At 71.0% G+C, this 20,900-nt stretch carries 19 protein-coding genes; 16 read left to right on the forward strand and 3 right to left on the reverse strand.

The window, feature by feature from the left end:
* Window positions 1-327 precede the first annotated feature (327 nt).
* From Acor_RS27985 to Acor_RS28040, 12 genes are all read left to right on the forward strand, one after another.
* Complete coding sequence (locus Acor_RS27985) at window positions 328-2,343, forward strand: hypothetical protein (protein ID WP_155339747.1); 2,016 nt, start codon at window positions 328-330, stop codon at window positions 2,341-2,343.
* A 6-nt stretch (window positions 2,344-2,349) separates the two neighbouring features.
* Window positions 2,350-3,732 carry a GT4 family glycosyltransferase PelF gene (pelF, locus tag Acor_RS27990; RefSeq protein WP_155339748.1) on the forward strand — a complete coding sequence of 461 codons (1,383 nt, stop codon included), beginning with the start codon at window positions 2,350-2,352 and terminating at the stop codon, window positions 3,730-3,732.
* Complete coding sequence (locus Acor_RS27995) at window positions 3,729-5,027, forward strand: hypothetical protein (protein WP_155339749.1); 1,299 nt, start codon at window positions 3,729-3,731, stop codon at window positions 5,025-5,027. The genes pelF and Acor_RS27995 overlap by 4 nt, the downstream gene beginning before the upstream one ends.
* 30 nt (window positions 5,028-5,057) lie before the next feature.
* Window positions 5,058-6,035 carry an SDR family NAD(P)-dependent oxidoreductase gene (locus Acor_RS28000; RefSeq protein ID WP_155339750.1) on the forward strand — a complete coding sequence of 326 codons (978 nt, stop codon included), beginning with the start codon at window positions 5,058-5,060 and terminating at the stop codon, window positions 6,033-6,035.
* A gap of 7 nt (window positions 6,036-6,042) precedes the next feature.
* Entirely contained in the window at window positions 6,043-6,756 is a 714-nt protein-coding gene (locus Acor_RS28005; protein ID WP_155339751.1) for a sugar phosphate nucleotidyltransferase, read from the forward strand.
* A 1-nt stretch (window position 6,757) separates the two neighbouring features.
* Window positions 6,758-7,624, forward strand: a complete 867-nt coding sequence (locus Acor_RS28010; protein ID WP_155339752.1) for an NAD-dependent epimerase/dehydratase family protein — start codon at window positions 6,758-6,760, stop codon at window positions 7,622-7,624.
* Entirely contained in the window at window positions 7,621-8,268 is a 648-nt protein-coding gene (locus Acor_RS28015) for a spherulation-specific family 4 protein (protein WP_155339753.1), read from the forward strand. Before Acor_RS28010 ends, Acor_RS28015 begins: the two co-directional genes overlap by 4 nt.
* Window positions 8,269-8,295: 27 nt before the next feature.
* On the forward strand, window positions 8,296-8,829 hold the full coding sequence (locus Acor_RS28020) for a DUF1349 domain-containing protein (RefSeq protein WP_155339754.1): 534 nt from the start codon (window positions 8,296-8,298) through the stop codon (window positions 8,827-8,829).
* Between the two features lie 163 nt (window positions 8,830-8,992).
* A complete protein-coding gene (locus Acor_RS28025; RefSeq protein WP_155339755.1) occupies window positions 8,993-10,036 on the forward strand; it encodes a flagellar export protein FliJ in 1,044 nt (347 codons plus the stop codon).
* Between the two features lie 21 nt (window positions 10,037-10,057).
* Window positions 10,058-11,308, forward strand: coding sequence for an ArgE/DapE family deacylase (locus Acor_RS28030; protein WP_155339756.1), 1,251 nt, complete (start codon window positions 10,058-10,060; stop codon window positions 11,306-11,308).
* 18 nt (window positions 11,309-11,326) lie between these two features.
* The gene (locus Acor_RS28035) at window positions 11,327-11,929 is read left to right on the forward strand and encodes a TetR/AcrR family transcriptional regulator (protein ID WP_174876204.1); all 603 of its coding nucleotides are present in this window, start codon (window positions 11,327-11,329) and stop codon (window positions 11,927-11,929) included.
* Window positions 11,930-12,002: 73 nt separating this feature from the next.
* Complete coding sequence (locus tag Acor_RS28040) at window positions 12,003-14,534, forward strand: penicillin acylase family protein (RefSeq protein WP_155339757.1); 2,532 nt, start codon at window positions 12,003-12,005, stop codon at window positions 14,532-14,534.
* On the opposite strand, the gene Acor_RS28045 is transcribed toward Acor_RS28040, so the two are convergent.
* Both Acor_RS28045 and Acor_RS28050 read right to left on the reverse strand, forming a co-directional pair.
* On the reverse strand, window positions 14,531-16,909 hold the full coding sequence (locus tag Acor_RS28045) for a helicase-associated domain-containing protein (RefSeq protein ID WP_155339758.1): 2,379 nt from the start codon (window positions 16,907-16,909) through the stop codon (window positions 14,531-14,533). The genes Acor_RS28040 and Acor_RS28045 overlap by 4 nt on opposite strands.
* Before the next feature lie 417 nt (window positions 16,910-17,326).
* On the reverse strand, window positions 17,327-17,821 hold the full coding sequence (locus tag Acor_RS28050; protein WP_246239188.1) for an ATP-binding protein: 495 nt from the start codon (window positions 17,819-17,821) through the stop codon (window positions 17,327-17,329).
* A gap of 200 nt (window positions 17,822-18,021) precedes the next feature.
* Between Acor_RS28050 and Acor_RS28055 the strand changes: the two genes are divergently transcribed.
* The 4 genes from Acor_RS28055 (at window position 18,022) to Acor_RS28070 (ending at window position 20,264) form a co-directional block, all read left to right on the forward strand.
* Window positions 18,022-18,858 carry a helix-turn-helix domain-containing protein gene (locus tag Acor_RS28055; RefSeq protein ID WP_218034529.1) on the forward strand — a complete coding sequence of 279 codons (837 nt, stop codon included), beginning with the start codon at window positions 18,022-18,024 and terminating at the stop codon, window positions 18,856-18,858.
* Entirely contained in the window at window positions 18,845-19,078 is a 234-nt protein-coding gene (locus Acor_RS28060; protein ID WP_155339761.1) for a DUF397 domain-containing protein, read from the forward strand. Before Acor_RS28055 ends, Acor_RS28060 begins: the two co-directional genes overlap by 14 nt.
* Window positions 19,079-19,189: 111 nt before the next feature.
* On the forward strand, window positions 19,190-19,453 hold the full coding sequence (locus tag Acor_RS28065; RefSeq protein WP_246239189.1) for a hypothetical protein: 264 nt from the start codon (window positions 19,190-19,192) through the stop codon (window positions 19,451-19,453).
* 49 nt (window positions 19,454-19,502) lie between these two features.
* Window positions 19,503-20,264 carry a hypothetical protein gene (locus tag Acor_RS28070; RefSeq protein ID WP_155339763.1) on the forward strand — a complete coding sequence of 254 codons (762 nt, stop codon included), beginning with the start codon at window positions 19,503-19,505 and terminating at the stop codon, window positions 20,262-20,264.
* On the opposite strand, the gene Acor_RS28075 is transcribed toward Acor_RS28070, so the two are convergent.
* Window positions 20,257-20,862 carry a histidine phosphatase family protein gene (locus Acor_RS28075; RefSeq protein ID WP_155339764.1) on the reverse strand — a complete coding sequence of 202 codons (606 nt, stop codon included), beginning with the start codon at window positions 20,860-20,862 and terminating at the stop codon, window positions 20,257-20,259. The genes Acor_RS28070 and Acor_RS28075 overlap by 8 nt on opposite strands.
* Between the last annotated feature and the right edge of the window lie 38 nt (window positions 20,863-20,900).

A 20,900-nucleotide genomic window follows, 5' to 3' on the forward strand; every position in this document is an offset into this window, starting at 1 on the left:
TAAATCCGGACGCCGCCCGCGTACGCGGCCTGGCGCCCCCACCCGACCCCGCCATATATCCGGATTTTTCGCGTTGAATCGATTATCGCTCCGCCCCTTCTGGAGTTCCAGGGTAAATCGCCGGGATATGCCCATAATGCCGAACTCGATCGGCCGTTCGGGCATTTTGTTGTCGTGTCAACATTGGTTGAATTCTCTGAGGCCCCCCGTCAATGCGGAATTCGCCGCTATAACTATGCCTTGCGATCTCACCAGATAGTCATTTCGCGCCTTCATTAGGAAAAGGCCGTAAATATGGCACATGTCTGGATCCCCCCATTAGGAGGCATGGTGGCGCTCGTCCGCAGATTCGGTCCGGCCGTCCTCGGTCTGACCTCGGCCTTCGTCCTGGTCCCCGCGACCGCGGCGCACGCCGTGGAACCGATGATCAACATGAAGATCCTGCTCGTCAGCGACGGTTCCCCGTCCACCGACGCGATCGCGCAGGCGATGGACTCAGAAGGCGTGCCGTACCAGAAAGTGGATCTCAGCAGTCCCGGGCGGCCGATCATCACGCCCGGATTCCTGGCCGACACGGTCGGCGCGGCCGACCGGGCGAAGTTCCAGGGCGTGATCCTGCCGAACGCGAATCCGTTTACCGACCAGGCGGAAATGACGGCCCTGGTGAACTTCGAGAAACGCTTCGGAATCCGTCAACTCAGCGCTTACGTGTACGCGTACCCAGATGTCGGTCTTAATTATCCGGAATATCTGGGGCCGCTGGACGGGATGACCGCGAGCATCGCGCCCGGCGCGCCGTTCCCGTACCTGCGCGGGCAGGTGCCGTTCGAGGACGAGTCGCCCGTCGTCGGGGAGAGCTACGGCTACCTCGCGACGCCGCTGCCGAACGACCCCGCCAACGGCAAGAGCTTCCAGCCGTTCCTCACCATGCCGGTGCCGAACAGCGCGACCCAGGGCGTGCTGGCCGGCGTCTACACCCACGACGGGCGCAGCGAGATGGTGGTCACCGCCGCGTTCAACCAGAACCAGAAGCAGTTCCGGATGATCTCGCACGGGATCATCAGCTGGCTCACCAAGGGCGTGCACTTCGGCTACGACCGCAACTACTTCGCCATGCACGTCGACGACGTGTTCGGCGACGACACCAAGTGGGACCCGGTCCACAACTGCACCCCGGCCAGCGACTGCCCGCCCGAGGCGCCGGAGACCGGCATCCGGATGACGCCCGCCGACGTCACCGCCGCCGTCCAATGGCAGAACGCCAACGGCTTCACCCTGGACTTCTACTACAACGGCGGCGGCAGCGCGCTCTACGCGGCCGAGCACGGCGGCTCCGACCCGCTGCTGACCAGTCTCAAGGCCAACAAGGCCAAGTTCAGGTGGGCCAACCACACCTACACCCACCCGTTCCTCGGCTGCGCCCAGGACTTCTCGGTCCTGCCGTGGCGGTGCGCCACCAACGCCCAGGGCCAGACCGTGTGGACCACCCGGGCCACCATCGAGGACGAGATCAACCGCAACAAGCAGTTCGCCAACCAGCACGGCTTCGCCGACGACACCACCGAGCTGGTCACCGGCGAGCACTCGGGCCTGTTCCTGCAGCCACGCCAGCCGGTCGACAACCCCAACCTGGCCCCGGCGCTGAACAGCACCGGCGTCAAGTGGATCGGCAGCGACGCCTCCCGCGACCCGGCGCAGCGCCCGGTCGGCGGCGCGTTCACGGTGCCGCGCTACCCGATGAACGTCTTCTACAACGTCGCCACCTTCGCCGACGAGGTGGACGAGTACAACTGGATCTACAACAGCCGCGCCGACGGCGGCTCCGGCATCTGCGAGGACAACCCGCTCACCACCACCTGCATCCCGCCGCTGGACCCGGCCACCGGCTGGCCCCAGCACATCCTGCCCGCCGAGGTGCGCACCGCGATGCGGCACGTGCTCGGCGGCCTGCCCTGGCCGCACTACGCGCACCAGTCCAACCTGACCGGCGACCGGCTGCTCTACTCGGTGCTGGGCGAGCTGTTCACCCAGTACAACACCCTGTACGCGGCCAGCGCCCCGATCGTCAACCTGCGCACCTCGGCGATCGGCGCCGAGCTCAGGCGGACCCAGCTCTGGAAGCAGGCCGTCCAGGCCGGCCAGGTCACCGGCTACATCCAGAACGGCGCCGTGTACGTGGACGCCCCCGACACCCTGGACGTGCCGCTGACCGCCCCCGCCGGGACCCGGGTGCCCAACCTGCTCAACCTCGGCAGCAGCCCGTTCGGCTCCGCCTACGCCGGCGAGCTCTCGGCCTACCAGCGCGAGGCGCTGCTCACGCCGATCAAGCTGCTGCTGCCGTAGCGCCCGATGCGCATCGCGATGGTCACCGAGGGGAGCTACCCCCACCACTACGGCGGCGTCAGCGTCTGGTGCGACCAGCTGGTGCGCGGCATGCCCGAGTACCGCTTCGACCTGCACGCCATCACCGGCACCGGGCGGGAGAGCCTCGCCTGGGAGCTGCCGGGCAACGCCACCGTCACGCCGATCCCGCTGTGGGGCGCCGCCACCCGGCGCCCGCCCAGGGGCCGGGCCAGAAGACGCTTCGAGGAGCTGTTCCGCGAGATGCTCGACCTGATGCTCGACCCCTGGGAGGGGTCGGCGGCCCGCTTCGGCGGGGTGCTGCGCGAGCTGCTCCGGCTCGGCGCCCCGCTGTGCGGCGACACCTCGGTGCGCTGCGTGCTGGACGTGTGGGACGCCAGGCGGGCCGAGTTCGAGCGGATCGGGGTGACGCCGACCGTGCACGACGCGGTCACGGCGGTGGACCTGATCGAGCATTCGCTCCGGCCGCTGCTGCGGCCCGCGCCGGGGGCCGACGTCACGCACGTGGTGGCCAACGGGCTGGCGGTGCTGCCCGCGTTCGCGGCGAAGTGGACGGCGGGCACGCCGTTCGTGCTGACCGAGCACGGGGTGTACCTGCGGGAGCGGTATCTGGGGTTCCGGAACTCGCCGTACCGGTGGCCGGTGAAGGAGCTGATGCTGAGTTTCCTGCGGCTGCTGTGCGCGGCGGCCTACCTGGAGGCGAGCCTGATCACGCCGGGCAACAAGTACAACATCCGGTGGGAGGTGCGGTGCGGGGCCGATCCGGCCCGGCTGCGCACGGTCTACAACGGCGTGGATCCGGACCAGTTCGAGCCGGCCGGGACCGAGCCGGAGGCGCCGACGCTCAGCTGGGCCGGGCGGATCGACCCGATCAAGGATCTGGAGACGCTGATCCGGGCGTTCGCCCTGGTGCACGCGCGGCTGCCGGCGGCGCGGCTGCGGATCTTCGGGGGGACGCCGGCCGGGCGGGAGAAGTACCTGGCCGGGTGCAAGGAGCTGGCGGGGGAGCTGCCGGTCGTGTTCGAGGGCCGGGTGGACAACATCCGGGACGCCTACGCGGCCGGGCATGTCGTGGTGCTGTCCAGCATCTCGGAGGGGTTCCCCTACACGCTGATCGAGGCGATGGCGACCGGGCGGGCGACGGTCTCCACCGACGTCGGCGGGGTGCGGGAGGCCGTCGCGGGGACCGGTCTCGTGGTGCCGCCGCGCGACCCCGAGGCCATGGCGGAAGCCTGCCTGACCCTGCTCGGCGACCACGAGCTGCGGGCCAGGATGGGCGCCGAGGCGCGGGAGCGCGCGCTCGGGCTGTTCACCGTGGACCGGGCCGTGGACAGTTTCCGTACGCTCTATCCGCGGCTGGTGGCGGCGTGAGCGCGCCCACGGTGCTGCCGGAGGCCATCGACGACCAGGTGCGCGAACTGTGCGCCAACGCGGTCGACGCGCTGGAGATCGCGGCGGGGCTGGAGTTCGGCGGGCTCACCGACGAGGCCGCCGCGCTGCGGCACGGGCACGCGGACGTGTTCGCCTACGCGGAGGCGCTCTATCGGAGCGTGCCGCGCAAACCGGTCGAACCGGTGGTGGACGGGCCCGTTCCGTGGGCCGGGAATCAGGGGCGGCACGCCGTCAGGGGGATCCTGTTCGGGCTGCCTGGGCTGTGTTACGTGACGGCGGCGCAGGCGGTGACGGGGTCCACGGTCGTGCTGGTGGTGTCGCTGCTGCTGGCCTGGGCGTACGGGCAGGGGGCGGCCTACCTGGCCTATGTGGCGATCGGGCACGGGGACCGGGACGCCGGGCTCGCGGTCGCGCGGTGGGGGCTCAGGGCCGGGCTCGCGGTGCTGGCGCCCGTCATCGCCGGGGTCGGCGTGCTGACCTCGGCCGGCCCGGCCGGGATCGCGCTGGCGCTGGGGCAGGCCGCCTACCTGCTGGCGGCCGGGGTGATCCTGGTCGCCGACGGGGAGCTGGTGCTGCTCGCCGTGCTGATCCCGGGGTGTGTGGTCAGCGCGGTGTACCTGGTCAGCGGGTGGCCGCAGCCGTGGGCGGTGTGGGCCGCCGGCGCGCTCTCGGTGGCGGAGGCCGTCGTGCTGGCCGAGATCGTCAGCCGCACCCCCGCCAGGGCTTCGGTCCGGGGGCGGCTGCTCGGCGCGCTGGCCCCGGCCCTGTTCGGCGCGCTCTGCGGCGGGCTGCTGGCCGCGGGCACGCCGCTCAAGAACGGCGCGCTGGTCATGGTGCCGCTGTCGCTGAGCATGGGGGCCGCCGAGTGGGCGGTGTTCCGGTTCCGGCGCGGCGGGCACCTGCTGCTCGGCCGGACCGCCACCGCGCGGCGGTTCGCCCGCGCGGTCCGGGGCGAACTGTTCGGGGCGCTCGGCCGCTACCTGGCCGTGCTGCTCGCCCTCACCGCGCTGGCCTGGCTCGCGGGCCGGCCCGGGTACGGCGAGACGCTCCGGCTGGCGGCCAACCTGGCGCTCGGCGGCGCGGTCCTGGTCGCGCTCATCCTGCAGTCCTGCGGGATCAACGCTCCGGTGCTCGGTCTCTTCGGGGTCGCCCTGGCGGCTGAGCTGGCCGCGCCGCAGACGCCGGAGCTCCAGCTCGGCGCGTATCTCGCGCTGCTTTTCGCGATCACCTGCCTGGCCTGGGCGGCGGTCGCGCGCACACCACTGCACAGATAACTTCCGACTAGAGAACGGGTGACCCCTTCGATGGGAACGCACGCAGTCACAGGAGCCGATGGCTTCATCGGCTCCCACCTCGTCGAACTGCTCGTCGAGCGCGGGCATCGGGTCCGCGCCATGACCCAGTACAACTCCTTTGGCACCTGGGGGTGGCTGGACACGCTCGATTCCGGCGTGCTGGCCTCGGTCGACGTAGTGCCCGGCGATGTCCGCGACCCCGGCAGCGTCCGGCAGGTGGTGGACGGGGCCGACGTGGTCTACCACCTGGCCGCGCTGATCGCGATCCCATACTCCTACCAGGCGCCCCGGTCGTATGTGGAGACCAACGTGCTGGGCACGCTCAACGTGCTGGAGGCGGTCAGGGACGGCCAGGCCGGGCGGCTGGTGCACACCTCGACCAGCGAGACGTACGGGACCGCGCGGTCGGTGCCGATCTCGGAGACGCATCCGCTGCAGGCGCAGTCGCCGTACGCGGCGTCCAAGCTGGCGGCGGACAAAATGGTGGAGAGCTACCATCTCAGCTTCGGCCTGCCCGCCGTGACGCTGCGGCCGTTCAACACCTTCGGGCCCCGGCAGTCGGCCAGGGCCGTCATCCCGACGATCATCAGCCAGATCGCGGCCGGCGCCCGCTCGGTACGGCTCGGCGCGCTGAGCCCCACCCGGGACTTCATGTACGTCAAGGACACCGCCGCCGCCTTCGCCTTCCTCGGCGCGGCCGACGGCGTCGAGGGCGAGCTGTACAACGCCGGCACCGGGGAGGAGATCTCGGTCGGCGGCGTGGCCGCGAAGATCGCCGAGATCATGGGCGCCACCGTGGAGTTCAGCTGCGAAGCGGAACGGCTGCGCCCCGCCAGCTCCGAGGTGCTGCGGCTGGTCTGCGACAGCACCCGGCTGCGGGCCCTCGGCTGGGCGCCGGACCACACCCTGGAGGACGGGCTCAAGGCGTGCGCCGCCTGGTTCCCGGAACACATCGACCGGTACAAAACCACCATCTACAACGTGTGAGGCCGCTGTGCACGCAGTCATCCTGGCGGGCGGCAAAGGCGTCCGCCTCCGTCCGTACACCACCACGCTCCCCAAACCGCTGGTGCCGATCGGCGAGCGGTACTCCATCCTGGAGATCATCATGCGCCAGCTCGGCGAGCGCGGCTTCACCTCCGCGACGCTGGCCATCGGCCACCTCGGCCACCTCATCCGGGCCTACGTCGGGGACGGCGCGCAGTGGGGCGTGCGCGTCGACTACGCCCTGGAGACCTCGCCGCTCGGCACCATCGGCCCGCTGCTGACCATGCTGGACGCGCTGCCCGCCCAGTTCCTGGTGATGAACGGCGACATCCTCACCGACCTCGACTTCGGCGACCTGCTCAACGGCCACAACCGGGGGCACGCCCCGCTGACCATCGCCACCTACCGCCGCGAGGTCAAAATCGACTTCGGCGTGCTCACCGCCGACGACGGGCGCATCGTCGAGTTCACCGAGAAGCCGACCATCGACTACCGGGTCAGCATGGGGGTCTACGCCATCACCAAACAGTGCCTGTACGACTACCCGGCCGGGCTGCCCCTCGGCTTCGACGAGCTGGTCCTGGACCTGCTCGGGAAGGGGAGACACCCGGCCCAGTACGACTTCGACGGGCACTGGCTGGACATCGGCAGGCCGGACGACTACGACCGGGCCAACGCCGAGTTCGACGTGCTGCGCCCGGCACTGCTGCGGGGCGCCTGAGATGGACCGAGTGCTGCTGGTGGGCGCGTCCGGGTTCGTCGGGCGGCACGTGCGGGAACGGTTGCGGGCCGTGCCCGGGGTCGAGCTGGTCGTCTCCGGGCGCTCGCTCGGCCCGGCCCGGCTCGACCTGGCGGCGACGGCGCTGCCGGAACTGTCTGGGCTGCTGGCGGACGTGCGGCCGACGGCGGTGGTCAACTGCGCCGGGGTGATCCACGGGCCGGCCGCCGAGCTGGTGGCGGGCAACGTGACCGGGGTGGCGCGGCTGGTCCGGGCGATGGGGGACGCGGTTCCCGGCGCCCGGCTGGTGCAGGTGGGGTCGGCGGCCGAGTACGGGGCGCATGCCGTACCGGTGCGGGAGGACGCGGAGTGCCGGCCGCTCGGCGAGTACGGCCTGACCAAGCTGGCCGGGACCGAGCTCGTCCGGGCGGCGGCCCGGGACGGGCAGGACGCGGTGGTGCTGCGCCTGTTCAACCCGATCGGTCCGGGCGCGCCCGTCACCAGCGTCACCGGACGGCTGATCGCCGGGCTGCGCGCGGGCGGCGAGCTGCGCCTGGGCGGCACCGGCGACGTGCGCGACTTCGTGGACGTCAGGGACGCCGCCGACGCGATCGTGGCCGCCGCGCTCGCGCCGGGACGGCTGCCCCCGGTCCTGAACCTGGGCACCGGGCGCGGGGTGACCGTCCGCGAGCTGGTCACCGTCATGATCGAGGTGGCGGACTGGCGGGGGCACGTCGTCCTGGACGACGACGGCGGCTCCGCGCTGCCGTGGTCGTGCGCCGACGTCGCGGCCATCCGCGCGGTGCTCGGCTGGCAGGCGGGAACCGGGCTGCGCGACTCGCTCGCGGACGCCTGGGGGGTGGCCGGATGAGCGTGCTCGTGCCCGCGTACTTCCATCCGGTCGCGCAGGATCGCGCCTGGCGGCGGCTGGCCGCCCGGCCGCCGCGGACCATCGTGCTGAACGTGGACAGCGGGCCGGGAACCGTGCGGGATCCCGCCTTCTGCCAGGTCCTGAAGCCGTTGCTGGCGGCGGGCGTCGAGGTCCTGGGCTACCTCGACACCGCCTACGGCGACCGGCCGATCCGGGAGCTGGTGGTGGACGCGCGCCACTACCGCTCCTGGTACGGCGTCGGCGGCGTCTTCCTGGATCAGGTCGCGGCGGAGGCCGGCCTCCTGTCCCACTACCGCGTCAGCGCCGCCGCGCTCCGCGGCGAGGGCCGCCTGGTCCTCAACCCCGGCGTCTACCCCGACCCCGGCTACGCCGCCATCGCCGACCTGCTGGTCACCTTCGAGGGCCCGTGGGCCGCCTACCGCGCGGTCGGCGTCCCCGCCTGGGCGGAACGCCCCGGACAGTTCTGCCATCTGGTGTACGGCGTGCCCGGCTGGGCCCGCCGTTTCGTGCAGCGCGGCGCGGCCCGGCTGGCCAGAACCCTGTTCGTGACGAACGGGTCCTGCCCCAACCCCTGGCAGGACCTGCCCGGGTACTACGAACGTCTGGATCACAGTTCCCGCTGAGAGCGCTCTCATGGGACAATTCGGACTATGGACTGGATCAATGAACCTGAGACGTGGACGGCCGGGGACGAGACGCTGACGCTCACCGTTCCGGCCAAGACCGACCTGTGGCAGGAGACGCACTACGGGTACTCCTTCGACAACGCGCCCATGTACGGCCGGGTCATCGAGGGGGATCTCCGGGTCACGGTGACCTTCGACGCGGACTACGCCGAGCAGTACGACCAGGCCGGCGCGATCCTGCGGATCGACGAGAAGAACTGGATCAAGGCCGGGACCGAGTACGTGGACGGAGCCCTGCAGATCAGCGTCGTGGTGACCCGGGGGTTCTCGGACTGGTCGGTGCAGCCCGCGCCGGGGTCGCCGTCATCGGTGACGATCGACCTGCACCGGGAGGGGGACGCGGTGACGGTCAAGTACGGGGTCGACGGGGCCGAGCCGACGACCCTGATCCGGCTGGCCTACTTCCCGCCGGGGACGCCCGCGCTGGCGGGGGCGATGGCGGCGGCGCCGGTGGGTAGTGGCTTCGCGGCGCGTTTCACGAAGGTGTCGCTCAGCTGAGCCTGCCCGCCTCTGAGTGACGGTAGGTAAAGTCACATTAAAGGGGGCGTTGCGGGTGGCGGTGAAATATGAAGACCGAATTCCCGGCGACGGAATGTTCGTCGTCGGGATAGATGTCGCGCCAGGGCAATACGTCTGCCAGACCCCGGGTGACGGTTATTGGGTGCGTTATCCGGCGAGCATGGTCGGACCGGTGACCGGCCGTCATCCGGGCGCGGGCGTGGTGGCGGTCGTCATCGAACCGGATGACACCGCATTCGACAGCCATATGCCCGCGGACTGGGTCAAAGTTCCGGCCCGGCGGCCCCGGAGCCCGGTCCCGCCGCCCGCGCGTACCGCGAAGCGGGTCCGTACCATCCTGGACCCGGACATCCCCGCCGACACCCGTAAGGCGCTCCAGGCCGACCTGGCGCTGGTCCGGCACGTCAGGACCGGCAGCCCGTGGTCGCGTTACCGGTCGGGGCAGGACGGCTGGCGTCCGCAGGCGCGGTTCATCGTCTGCGTGCTGGCCTTCATCTGGCTCTCGCCCAGCATCGGGTTCGCGCGGGCCGCCCTGCTGATCGGGGTGCTGTTCGGGGTGCTGTCGGTGTTCCGGCGGATGGGCGCCTCGGGCCGGCAGCGGCTCGCGGAGCTGGCCCGCGCCAACCCGGGCTGGTTCCTGATCGACGAGGACTTCGACGACGCGAGCCGGGCTCTGGTGGCCCGCGCGCAGAAGGCGGCCCGCCGGGTCAGGAAGGCGTCGGTCTACCGGGACGGCCTGCTGGACGTGGCCGACCACGAAGTGCTGCTGCCCTGGGAGGAATGGGAGATCGCCAGAGCGCTGAGCAAGGTGAGCAGGCTCAGGGCCGAGCAGGACAAGCTGGTCGCGGGCGGGCTGGCCGAGCCGGTCGAGCAGGTGCTGACGCCGATGCGGGAGACCCTGGACACGGTGGTCGCCTCGGTGACCGGCCGGGTGGAGGCGCTGGAGCGGTACGCGGCGAAGGTCCGCGAGGCCGACCGCCTGTTCCTGGCCCACCACCAGCTCCGGGCCCTGGCCGACCAGGCCGACGAGTACCGGGACCTGCTGGCGGAGACCGTACGCGACGATCTGGCCGTGAGCGAGCTGGCCCGATTATCGAGCAACGTCAATCGCCTCCGGGCGGCGCTGGAGGAGAGCCTGGACGCGGTCCGGCAGGCCGCGCTCGACATGAGCCCCAGGGATAAATAGGGCAAGTCGTAGAGTTTCCGCATGAATATTGAAGCGCGGGTTCTGGACGCCATCGACGAGGCGGGCACGGTGCGGGCGCTGGCCGACCTGGTCAGAGTGCCCAGCGTCACCGGGGGAGACGCCGAGTCGGAGTTGCAGGATCGCTGCGCCGGGCGGCTGGCCGAACTCGGGCTCGACGTGGACCTGTGGAAACTGGACCTGGAGGCGCTGCGCGGGCACCCGGACTATCCGGGCGCGGAGGCGCCGCGAGCCGAAGGGTACGGCGTCGTCGCCAAAACCGAAGGCGAAGGCGAGCCCGCGCTGATCCTGCAAGGCCACGTGGACGTGGTTCCCACCGGCGACCTGGGCAAATGGGAGGGCAACGACCCTTTCGGGGCCCGGATCACCGCGACCACCCTGCACGGCCGTGGCGCGTGCGACATGAAGGCGGGGCTGGCCGCCAACCTCGCCGTGGTCGCGGCCCTCCAGGCCGCCGGGGTGCGGCTGGCCCGCCCGCTCGCCGTGCACTGCGTGGTCAGCGAGGAGGACGGCGGCCTGGGCGCGTTCGCGACGATGCTGCGCGGCCACACCGGCGACGCGGCCGTGATCACCGAACCGACCAGCGGCAAGATCATCACCGCCAACGCCGGCTCGCTGACCTTCCGCCTCGAAGTGGCCGGGCGGGCCGCGCACGGCGCCACCCGCCACGAGGGGGTCAACGCGATCGAGGCGTTCTGGCCGGTGTTCACCGCGATCAGGAGACTGGAGGCCGAGCGCAACCGCGACCCCGACCGGCTGTTCGCCGGGAACGCGACGCCGTACCCGATCGAGGTGGGGACGGTCAGGGCCGGCGACTGGGCGAGCAGCGTGCCGGATCTGCTGGTGGCCGAAGGGCGGCTCGGGGTGCGGCTGGACGAGGATCCCGGCGACGCGGCGGCCGCCCTGGAGGAGGCGCTGGCGGAGATCGACGATCCGTGGCTGCGCGAGAATCCGGTCGCTATCACCTGGCCGGGCGGGCGGTTCGCCAGCGGGCGGCTGCCGGCCGGTCATCCGCTGCTGGCGGAGACGGCGCGGGCGGTCGAGGACGTCACCGGGACGCGGCCGGGGACGACGGCCGCGCCCTACGGGAGCGATCTGCGGATCTACGCGGGGGCGGGCATCCCCACGCTGCACTACGGTCCCGGCGACGTCCGGTTCGCGCACGCGCCCCGGGAGCAGGTGGAGCTGGCGGAACTGCGGGACGTGACGCGGGCGCTGGCCCTGCTGGTGCTGCGCAGGTGCGGGGTCAGGTAGGAGAGCTAGAGTCCGGTCATGGATGAGCCGCGGTTGTTGCAGATCTTCCGGGAGGAGCCGCCCAGGGAGCGGGCGGACGCGGCGCGGAACCGGGAGAAGGTGCTCGCCGCCGCGATCAAGCTGTTCCGCGAGCACGGGATCGACAACGTGTCCATGGACGCCGTCGCCGCGGCGGCCGGGGTCGGGAAGGGCACGCTGTTCCGCCGGTTCGGCGACAAGTCGGGCCTGGTGTTCGCGCTGCTCGACAACAAGGAGAAGGTCCTGCAGGAGGCGGTGCTGTCCGGGCCGCCGCCGGTCGGGCCCGGCGCTCCGGCCAGGGAGCGGATCGTCGCCTTCGTGGACGCCTACGCGGGCTACCTGTTCGAGAACATCGACCTGCTCCGGGTCTCCGAGACCTCCAGTCCCGGCGCGCGTTACCGGGTGGGCGCCTACCGGTTCTGGCACGCCCATCTGCGCATGCTCCTGGCCGAGGCGCGGCCGGCGGAGGATCCCGCCCTGCTCGCGCACGCGCTGCTCGCCCCGCTCGGCGCGGAGCACGCGGCGGCGGTCGCCCGGGAACTCGGGCCGGAACGGGCGCGGACCGAGAGCGGGCTGCTCGCGCGGGCGCTCGTGTCCGAATAGCTACCCCTGGGTAATCAAGCTCACATCCCAGACCTGGATACTTTGATCCGCACAAGCCAGGAAAGGTCAGGGAATGGTCAAGTTTGCGCCCTATGCACGGTTTGCTTGGCCGTTTCGCTGGTTGTTCCGGATCCTGACCGTCCTGGTGGTGCTGGCGGTCGTGCTGGCCGGGGCCGGCGCCTGGATCGTCCGGAGCTCCTTCCCGCAGACCGACGGCGAACTGCGGCTGCCCGGACTGACCGGGCCGGTCACCGTGTACCGCGACGCGTACGGCGTCCCGCAGATCTTCGCGGACAGCTCAGAGGACCTCTTCCGCGCCCAGGGGTACACCCACGCCCAGGACCGGTTCTGGGAGATGGACTTCCGCCGCAAGACCACCGCCGGCCGCCTGTCGGAGCTGTTCGGCTCCTCCACCCTGGACATCGACAAGGTCGTCCGCACCCTGGGCTGGCGGCGCGTCGCCGAACAGGAGCTGACCCTGCTCACCCCGGAGGCCAGGCGCGCCCTGGACGCGTACGCGGCGGGGGTGAACGCCTGGCTGACCGAGCACGACGGCTTCGCCGCCCGGAGCCTGGAGTTCGCCGTGCTCAAGCTCACCAACGGCGACTACACGCCCGAGCCGTGGACGCCCGCCGACTCCCTCGCCTGGCTGAAGGCGATGGCCTGGGACCTGCGCTCCAACATGGACGACGAGCTGGAACGCGCCCTGGACGCGACCGTGCTGCCGGTCGACCGGGTCAACGAGCTGTTCCCCGCCTACCCCTTCGACCGGCACCAGCCGATCGTCACCGCCGGAGCCGTCAAGGACGGCGAGTTCGACCCGGGCGCGCCCGCCGTGACCTCGTCGTCGGCGCTGCGCCGCGTCTCCCAGGTGCTCAGGAAGGTGCCCTCCCTGCTCGGTACGGAGGGGACCGACCGCAAGGGCATCGGCTCCAACTCCTGGGTCGTCGGCGGCCGGTTCACCGACACCGGCAAACCGCTGCTGGCCAACGACCCGCACCTCGGGCCCCGGATCCCGTCGATCTGGTACCAGGCGGGGCTGCACTGCCGTGCCAGGACGGCGGCCTGCCCCTACGACGTCTCCGGCTACACCTTCGCCGGCCTGCCCGGCGTGGTCATCGGGCACACCAACCGGGTCGCCTGGGGCTTCACCAACCTCGGCCCCGACGTCACCGACCTGTACGTCGAGCGCGTCAAGGGCGACACCTACGAGGTCAAGGGCGCCTGGACCCCCCTGGAGACCCGGACCGAGCAGATCAAGGTCGCCGGCGGTCCCGCCGTGGCGCTGACGGTCCGGTCCACCAAGCACGGCCCGATCATCTCCGAGGTCCTGGAGAGCGCGGGCGACGGCATCCCCGGCGCCGCCAGGAACCTCGGCGAGGCGCCCGAGGTCGAGCACGCGGTCGCCCTCCGCTGGACGGCTTTGGACCCCGGCCAGACCGCGAACTCGGTCTTCCTGCTGAACAAGGCCGAGAACTGGGAGCAGTTCCGCGCGGCGGCGGCCCTCTTCGAAGCTCCCTCCCAGAACCTGATATATGCCGACGTAGACGGAAATATCGGTTACCAGGCGCCAGGGAAGATCCCGGTCAGGTCCGGCGGGAACGGGCAGTGGCCGAGCGCCGGCTGGACCGGCGAGCAGGAATGGACCGGCTTCATCCCGTTCGCCGAACTGCCCTACGCCTACAACCCGCCCGAGGGTTTCATCGCCACCGCCAACAACGCCGCCGTCGCCCCCGGCAACGGTCCCTTCCTGACCTCCGACTGGTCCTACGGCTACCGCTCCCAGCGCATCGTCACCCGGATCAAGGACACGCTCGCCGCCGGCCAGATGACCGCCCAGCGGATGGGCGAGATCCAGATGGACTCCGCCAACGGCTTCGCGCCCCTCCTCGTCCCGCACCTGACACGCCTCACCGGCCACGGCACCGGACTCTTCGCGAACTGGGACTTCCGGCAGGACCGCGACTCGGCCGCGGCCGCCTACTTCAACGTCGTCTGGAAGAACCTGCTCGCCCGGACCTTCGACGACGAACTCCCGGCGGACGCCCGCCCGACCGGCAACGACCGCTGGTTCGAGATCATGCGCACCCTGCTGGCGGCGGAGGACTCGGCCTGGTGGGACGACGTCCGTACCAAGAACGGGGTCGAGACCCGTGACGACATCCTGACCGCCGCGCTCGCCGACGCCGACGCCGAGATCGGCGACCTGCTCGGCGCGGATCCGGCCGGTTGGCGCTGGGGCGATCTGCACACCCTGGAACTCACCAACGAGACCTTCGGCACCTCCGGCATCGGCCCGATCGAGTGGCTGTTCAACCGGGGCCCGATCCGCGCCTCCGGCAGCAAGGACGCCGTCAACGCGACCGGCTGGAACACCACCGAGGGCTACCAGGTCGACTGGGTGCCGTCCATGCGCATGGTCGTCGACCTGGCCGACCTGGACCGGTCGCGCTGGGTCAACCTGACGGGCGCGTCCGGCCACGCCTTCCACGGCAACTACGACGACCAGGCCGAGCTGTGGGCGGACGGCCAGACCACGCCCTGGCCGTCCACCGAACAGGCGGTGAAGTCCCAAGCGACGGACACCCTCACCTTCCGGCCCTAGCCGGAGGCGGTCACCGAGGCGATCTCGTTGAGCGGGAACTCCAGATAGTCGCCGGCCTCCTCGCACCAGGCGTCCAGGACGCCGGAGTGCAGTTCGCCGTGGCTGACGGTGGCGGTGACGCCGTCCGACAGCGTGATCAGGGCGCGGACGCCCCGGTCCACCACGAAGCCGAGCAGGGACTGCTCCGCGGTCGGGAGGCGGGTGGCCATCCGGCCGATCAGCGCCCAGGTCTGGCCGTTCTGTTTGGCCTCCTCGCGGGTGGTGATCAGCCGTTTGGCGTGCTCGTGCGGGTCGGGGGGCGGTTCGGTGAGCAGGGGCAGCGGGTCCAGCTCGGCCACCCGGCCGCCGGGGAGCAGGATCAGGCGGCCGCTCTGCGGCTCGCGGCGGATCTCGATCTCGCCGGTGTCGTTGACCGGGACGGGCGCGTACCCGGCTTCGCGGAGCGCGGCGAGGGTGCGGTCGGCGGGGGCGGCGCTGGCCAGCACCGAGGAGGCCAGCAGCCGCAGCCCGAGCTTGGCCAGGCGGCGATGGCCGGCGATCTCGGCCAGCAGCGCCGGGTCGCTGCCCTGGATGATGCAGCCGACCGTGGTGACGGTGACCTCGCCATGGCGGCGGGCCACGTCCCTGATCAGGTAGATGAGCGGCTGGGGCAGGGTGCCGACCTGGGCCAGCTGGTCCAGCAGGGCGTCGGCCCCCGCGCCCGCGTCCAGCGCCCGCCGGACGCTGGCGGGACTGAACCGCCAGACCGAGGCCGCGCCCTTGGACTCGCGTTCCGCGACCCGATCCAGGAGCGAGGCCAGTTCGGCGGCCGGCGGCCCGGTGACCACGGCGGTCAGGTCGGCGCCGAACAGCGCGGTGCGCTGCGCGCTGGCCAGCGCCCTCGTCGAGCGTTCTGCCAGCACCGGGTCGTACTCGACCTCGGGGACGGTGTCGTCGTTCTCGTTCCCGGCCACCTGGCCGAGCGCGCCCAGCGCCCGGCCCAGGTCGGTGAGCGAGTCATGGGCGGCCAGCCCGAGCAGGCGGGCCTCCTCCAGGATCCCGGGCGCGCACTCGGCCAGCAGCTCCCGGTCCAGCAGCGGCGCCCGCCAGTGCACCGACTGCACGAGCTCCTGGAGGGTGGCGAACGCGTAGCCGTCCGGGACCTCGGTGAGCGCGCCGAGCACCGCCCAGCGGATCCTGGCGATGGTCTCCCCGGACGGATCGTCGCCGAGGACCGCCGGATAACGGCCGTCGACGCGGCGCAGCGACGAGCGTTCCATCCGCCACCAGGCCGCCAGCAGGGTGCGCAGCCGGGCCGGCGCGTCCTCAAGCCGCCAGGTGTCGAACCGGTCGGTGGGCACCAGGCCGCCCACGCTCTCGTCCAGCGCGACCAGTCGGGCCACCGCGGCGACCTCCAGCAGCAGCCGGGTCTCCTCCTCCGAGCAGCCGGTCTCCTTGGCCACCCGGCGCACCTCGCGGACCCCGACGCCGCCGTTCTTCAGCAGCGGCAGCGGCGTCTTGTCGGTGTTCTCCAGCAGCGCGGTCGCCCGGTCCAGCACGTGCGGGGCGGCCAGGCACATCGCGTAGTCGACCGCGTCCCGGTCCACCGCGATGGTGGCCAGGTCCGGCGGATACGGCGTGAACGGGCCGTGGTACTCGGGGCCGCGCAGCGCCAGCGCCACTTCGCGGGGCATCTCCGCGACGTCCCATTGGGTCCGGAACAGCAGCCCGCGATCGGCCGCCCACTGCTCCGGCGTGCCGGCGTTGAGGAACCGGTTGCCGTCCACGCTGCGGACGGGGCCGTCCCAGGCGAAGTCGTCCAGCACGCCGACCGTGCCGTCCGGCGCGCCGGAGACCAGGTCGGTGAGGCGTTCCGGGTCGCCGAGCAGGGCGGTGGCCCTGGCCACCATCTGGCGCTTGCCGCCCTGCGGGGGCAGGCCCAGGGCGCGGCAGATGCGGCGCAGCCCTTCGGTGTTGAGCATCCAGGAGTCGAGGTAGGTGGAGAGCGGCTCGCCGAGGCCGCAGGGCGCGGTCCACCAGCGGGCGACGGCTTCGGCCAGGTGGATCCGGCCGTCCTGGCCCGGCCAGGCCAGCGCGCAGTCATAAAGGCGATCCAGCCAAGGGATCACCTCTGAGGTGCTGACCCCGAGAAAGCGGGCCAGTTCGTCCTCGGTCGGCTTGCCGCCGATCACCAGGCAGGCTTGCAGGAGTTCCAGCGGCGGCAGCGGCAGGCCGCGCATGACCTCCATGACGGCGAAGGTGTTGCCGAGGCGGTGGGCGAGCGCGTCCAGCCGGCGGGGCCAGGGCGCGGCGATGGCGTCCGGGCGGTTGGCCAGGACGCGGGCGAGTCGATCTTCGTCGAGAGTTGTCAGCCAGGCGATTAGGTGATCGTCCATCACAGATCTCTCAGGCCATCGGGAAGCCGCGGTGGTGGAGACGCACGTGAGATCAAGATATTCTGCGCAGTTCGCTCCGAAAAGGTCATTCTCCTGTTCTCCCGCTCCCTCCCCGCAGCGTGCTCGACTCCACCTCAGCACACCGGAACGCGATCGGCGCGGATTCCCGGATATACGGCCGGGAATTCCAGGAAACGAAAGCCCATATGTCACACAAGTCTCATGGCTTGGCCGCGCTTGTGTCTGGACTGAGGAACGCAGGTCGCGATGCGGCCGGAGAGACGAGGGAAGACACAGGCTCCCCAGCGGCCAAGCCCGCCGTGCCGGAGGCGCGGCCAATGTCACAGAACATAGGCCAGAGGGCGCCTCCGTGCGGTCCGGGCCGTACGGGGGCGCCCTCCAGCCGATGTGCCCGGGCTACGCGGCTAAAACCGCCCATACCGCTTTACCTTGCGGAGTGAGGGGGCACCAGCCCCAGCGGACGCTGATTGATTCGACGATGTGCAGGCCGAGGCCGCCGGGTTCGAACGGGGAAGGGTCGCGCAGCACCGGCGTGGCCGAGCCGGGGTCGGTCAGCGCGCAGGTGACCAGGGAGCCGCGGCGGATCAGGGAGAGCCTGATGGCCTCGCGGCGGCGGGGGGCGCCGAGCTCCAGGCCGTGCCGGAGCGCGTTGGTGGCCAGCTCGGAGACGACCAGCTCCATGCCGTCGGCCAGTTCGGGCAGGTCCCAGCCGGTCAGGGTGCCCATCGCGAAGCTCCGGGCCGAATGAACGGACTCCGCGCGCGGGGGCAGGACGAAGGTGGCGCTGGCCGTACACCCCGTGCCGCCGGCGAGCAGATCGCGCGCGGGATGCGGCCACCAGCCCACGGGAGGCCACCAGTCGAGCGCGGACCACTGAAGGATGGAGTGCACGAGATCATGATGGTGCAACCTCCCGTGCATGTGCAATAGCGAATGCACGTGCATATGGTCGCGGCACGCGCTACGGTTTACCAAAACGACCCTGGGACGGAGGGGGCGATCTTTGACAGACTGGTGTTCAGTCCACATACCGGAGGAATGATCACGTGTCCATCGATCCGCCGGGGTCCGGCTCCACTGTTCGGCGCATCATGCTGGGCGCCAGCCTGCGGAGGCTGCGCGAGGAGCGGGATCTCACCCGAGAAGAGGCCGGGTTCCACATCCGTGCCTCCGAATCCAAGATCAGTAGGATGGAGCTCGGGCGGGTCGGTTTCAAGACACGTGATGTCGAAGACCTGCTCACGCTGTACGGCGTCCTGGACGATGCCGACCGACGTGGCCTCCTGGAGATGGTCCGGGAAGCGAACACGCCGGGGTGGTGGCACAAGTTCGGCGAAGTGTTGCCGAACTGGTTCATCACGTACGTGGGGCTGGAGGAGGCGGCGAGCGTGGTCCGCACCTACGAGGTGCAGTTCGTGCCCGGCCTGCTGCAGACCGCCGCGTACACGCGAGCCGTCGTCCAGCTCGGTTTTCCGGACGCCCCGGAGAGCACGATCGAACAGCGCGTGCATCTGCGCATGCAGCGACAGGAACGGCTCAGGCAGAAGGACGGGCCGAGACTGTGGGCGGTTATCGACGAGGCGGCGCTCCGCCGGCCCATCGGGGGGCCGAAGATCATGCACGAGCAGATCGAGCATCTGCTCGAGGTGGCCAGGCTGCCCAACATCACGCTGCAGGTGATGCCGTTCCGCTTCGGGATGCACGCTGCCGAAGGCGGGGCGTTCACGATCCTGCGCTTTCCGGAGTCCGACCTGTCGGACGTGGTCTATGTCGAGCAACTCTGGGGTGCTCTGTACCTGGACAAACGTGAGGACATCGATCCGTACCTCACGGCCATGGAGCAGCTGTGCGTGGAGAGCACCACGCCGGGTGGCACCCGGGATCTGCTCGAAGATCTTCTGAGAGAGAACTTGTATGCAGACATATAACGGCATGCCGTCAAACGACCTCAACGGCGTTCGGTGGCGGAAGAGCCTCTACAGCAACTCCACCGGCAACTGCGTGGAGCTGGCCGAGCTTCCCGACGGCGGCGTTGCCGTCCGGAACTCCCGTTTCCCCGAAGGTCCTGCCCTGATCTACACCAGGGACGAGATCCGCGCGCTGGTGCTCGGAGTCAAGGACGGCGAGTTCGACACCCTCCTCGTGTAACGCCGTTTTTACACGACGCGCACACGCGTAACCCGTCGGCGCGGGGGGCGTAACACGGATCCGGCAGAGTGGGCCCCAGTCAAATAGGGGGGGCTTGTGATGCTGGACCAGATGACCCTGTATCCGGTGGCGGACGATGTGCTGTTCGCGCCCGGCGGACGCGTCGTGATCAGAACCTACGGTGTCGCGTCGGCGGCAGAGCCGAGCGACGGCCGGCCGCGCCCGGTGGCCTATCGGACCTGGGTCACCGGAGTGCGGGATCAGCCCAGATATTGGCGGTGGGGCCACTTCGAGGACGCCCGCAGAGGGCATCGCAAGGTCCTGGAGTGGCTCACCGGTCGCGGTCCGCAGCCCGCGCCCGTCGTCACCGCCTGAGCTCGCTGCTACTGTTCCAACCAAGCACTCGCTTGGTTGGAGGCGTGGCATGCGGCGTGGCGTCTACCTGATCGAAGAAGTCGACTTCCGGCCGATGAACTCCCGCAAACCCCTCGAATACCTGACCTGGCTCACCGGCTACAAGCGAGCCGACCAGGACCGGGATCGGCCGGAACTCACCGCGGGCCTGTCCATCAGATCCCGTCAGATCGACCTGGCCGGCGCCTTCTACGCCGTCGGCATCACCGGCCACCAGCAGTTCAAGGCGGTCACCCTGTGGGACTGCCACGGCGGCTGGGACGGCGGCTGGCGGCAGATGATGGACATCTACGCGGGCGTGGATCCGCGGCTCTTCCTGTCCGACATCGACGACCTGCGCTTCTCGGCCTTCTCCCGGCCGCTCGGCGCGGTGCCCGGCTGCCCCGCCCTCGCCGACCTGCTGGCCGAGGCGTACGCGGCGCCGTTCTACCTGTTCGAGAGCGCCACCGTGCGGCCCGGGGCCGCGCTCGACTATCTGGCCGCGGTCCGGGAGGAGCGCGCGCCGGTGCTGGCCGAGCACGGCCACCGCTGCGTCGGCCTGTACGAGGTGCTGTTCTGCGACACCGAAGTGGTCACCGTCTGGGGCATGTCCCTGGACGACCACCTCGCCCTGCAGCGGGCCAGGGACGCCGCGCTCGGCCTCGACGACGAGACCGAGCCGGACCACCGGCTGCTGGACTGGCGCAAGCGGGCCAGGGAGTTCCTCGACGGATCCTGGCGGGAGACGCTGCTCGCGCCCTTCCCCGGCAGCAGGCTGGCCCCCGTCACCTGACGGGGGCGTTCCAGCGCAGGATCACGTGCTCGCCGTGCTCGAAGCCGAGCGCGGAGTAGGTGCCGGTGTCCAGGCGCAGGTACCGCCCGTGGGCGGCCGGCAGGCCGAGCCAGCGGGCGGCCAGGATCCGCAGGAAGTGGCCGTGCGCCACCAGGCCGACGGTCGGTCCCGGCTCGGTGTGCTCGGTCCGCATCATCGCGAGCGTGCGGGCGATCACCCGGTCGGCGCGCAGCCCGACGTGCTCGACGCTCTCGCCGGGGTGGCCGGGGTCGCCCGGCACCACGCCGTCCCGCCAGATGTACCAGCCGGGTATGGTCTCCCTGATCTGCGCCGTGGTGATGCCCTCGTAGCCGCCGTAGTCCCACTCCCACAGGTCCGGCTCGATCTCGTACGGATCGATCCCGGCGAACTCGGCCGTCTCCCTGGCCCGGCGGGCCGGGCTGACCAGGACCAGATCGAACCGGTGCCGGGAGACCTCCGGGCCGAGCGCCCTGGCCTGCTCCTCGCCGTGCCCGGTCAGCGGCAGGTCGGTCCGGCCGGTGTGCCGCCCGGCCCGGCTCCACTCGGTCTCGCCGTGCCTCAGCAGTATGAGTTCCATATGCCTTCATCATGCCGGTACGGCCGCGGCCTGCCGAA

The sequence above is a fragment of the Acrocarpospora corrugata genome, from assembly GCF_009687845.1.
GTDB classification, from domain to species: domain Bacteria; phylum Actinomycetota; class Actinomycetes; order Streptosporangiales; family Streptosporangiaceae; genus Acrocarpospora; species Acrocarpospora corrugata.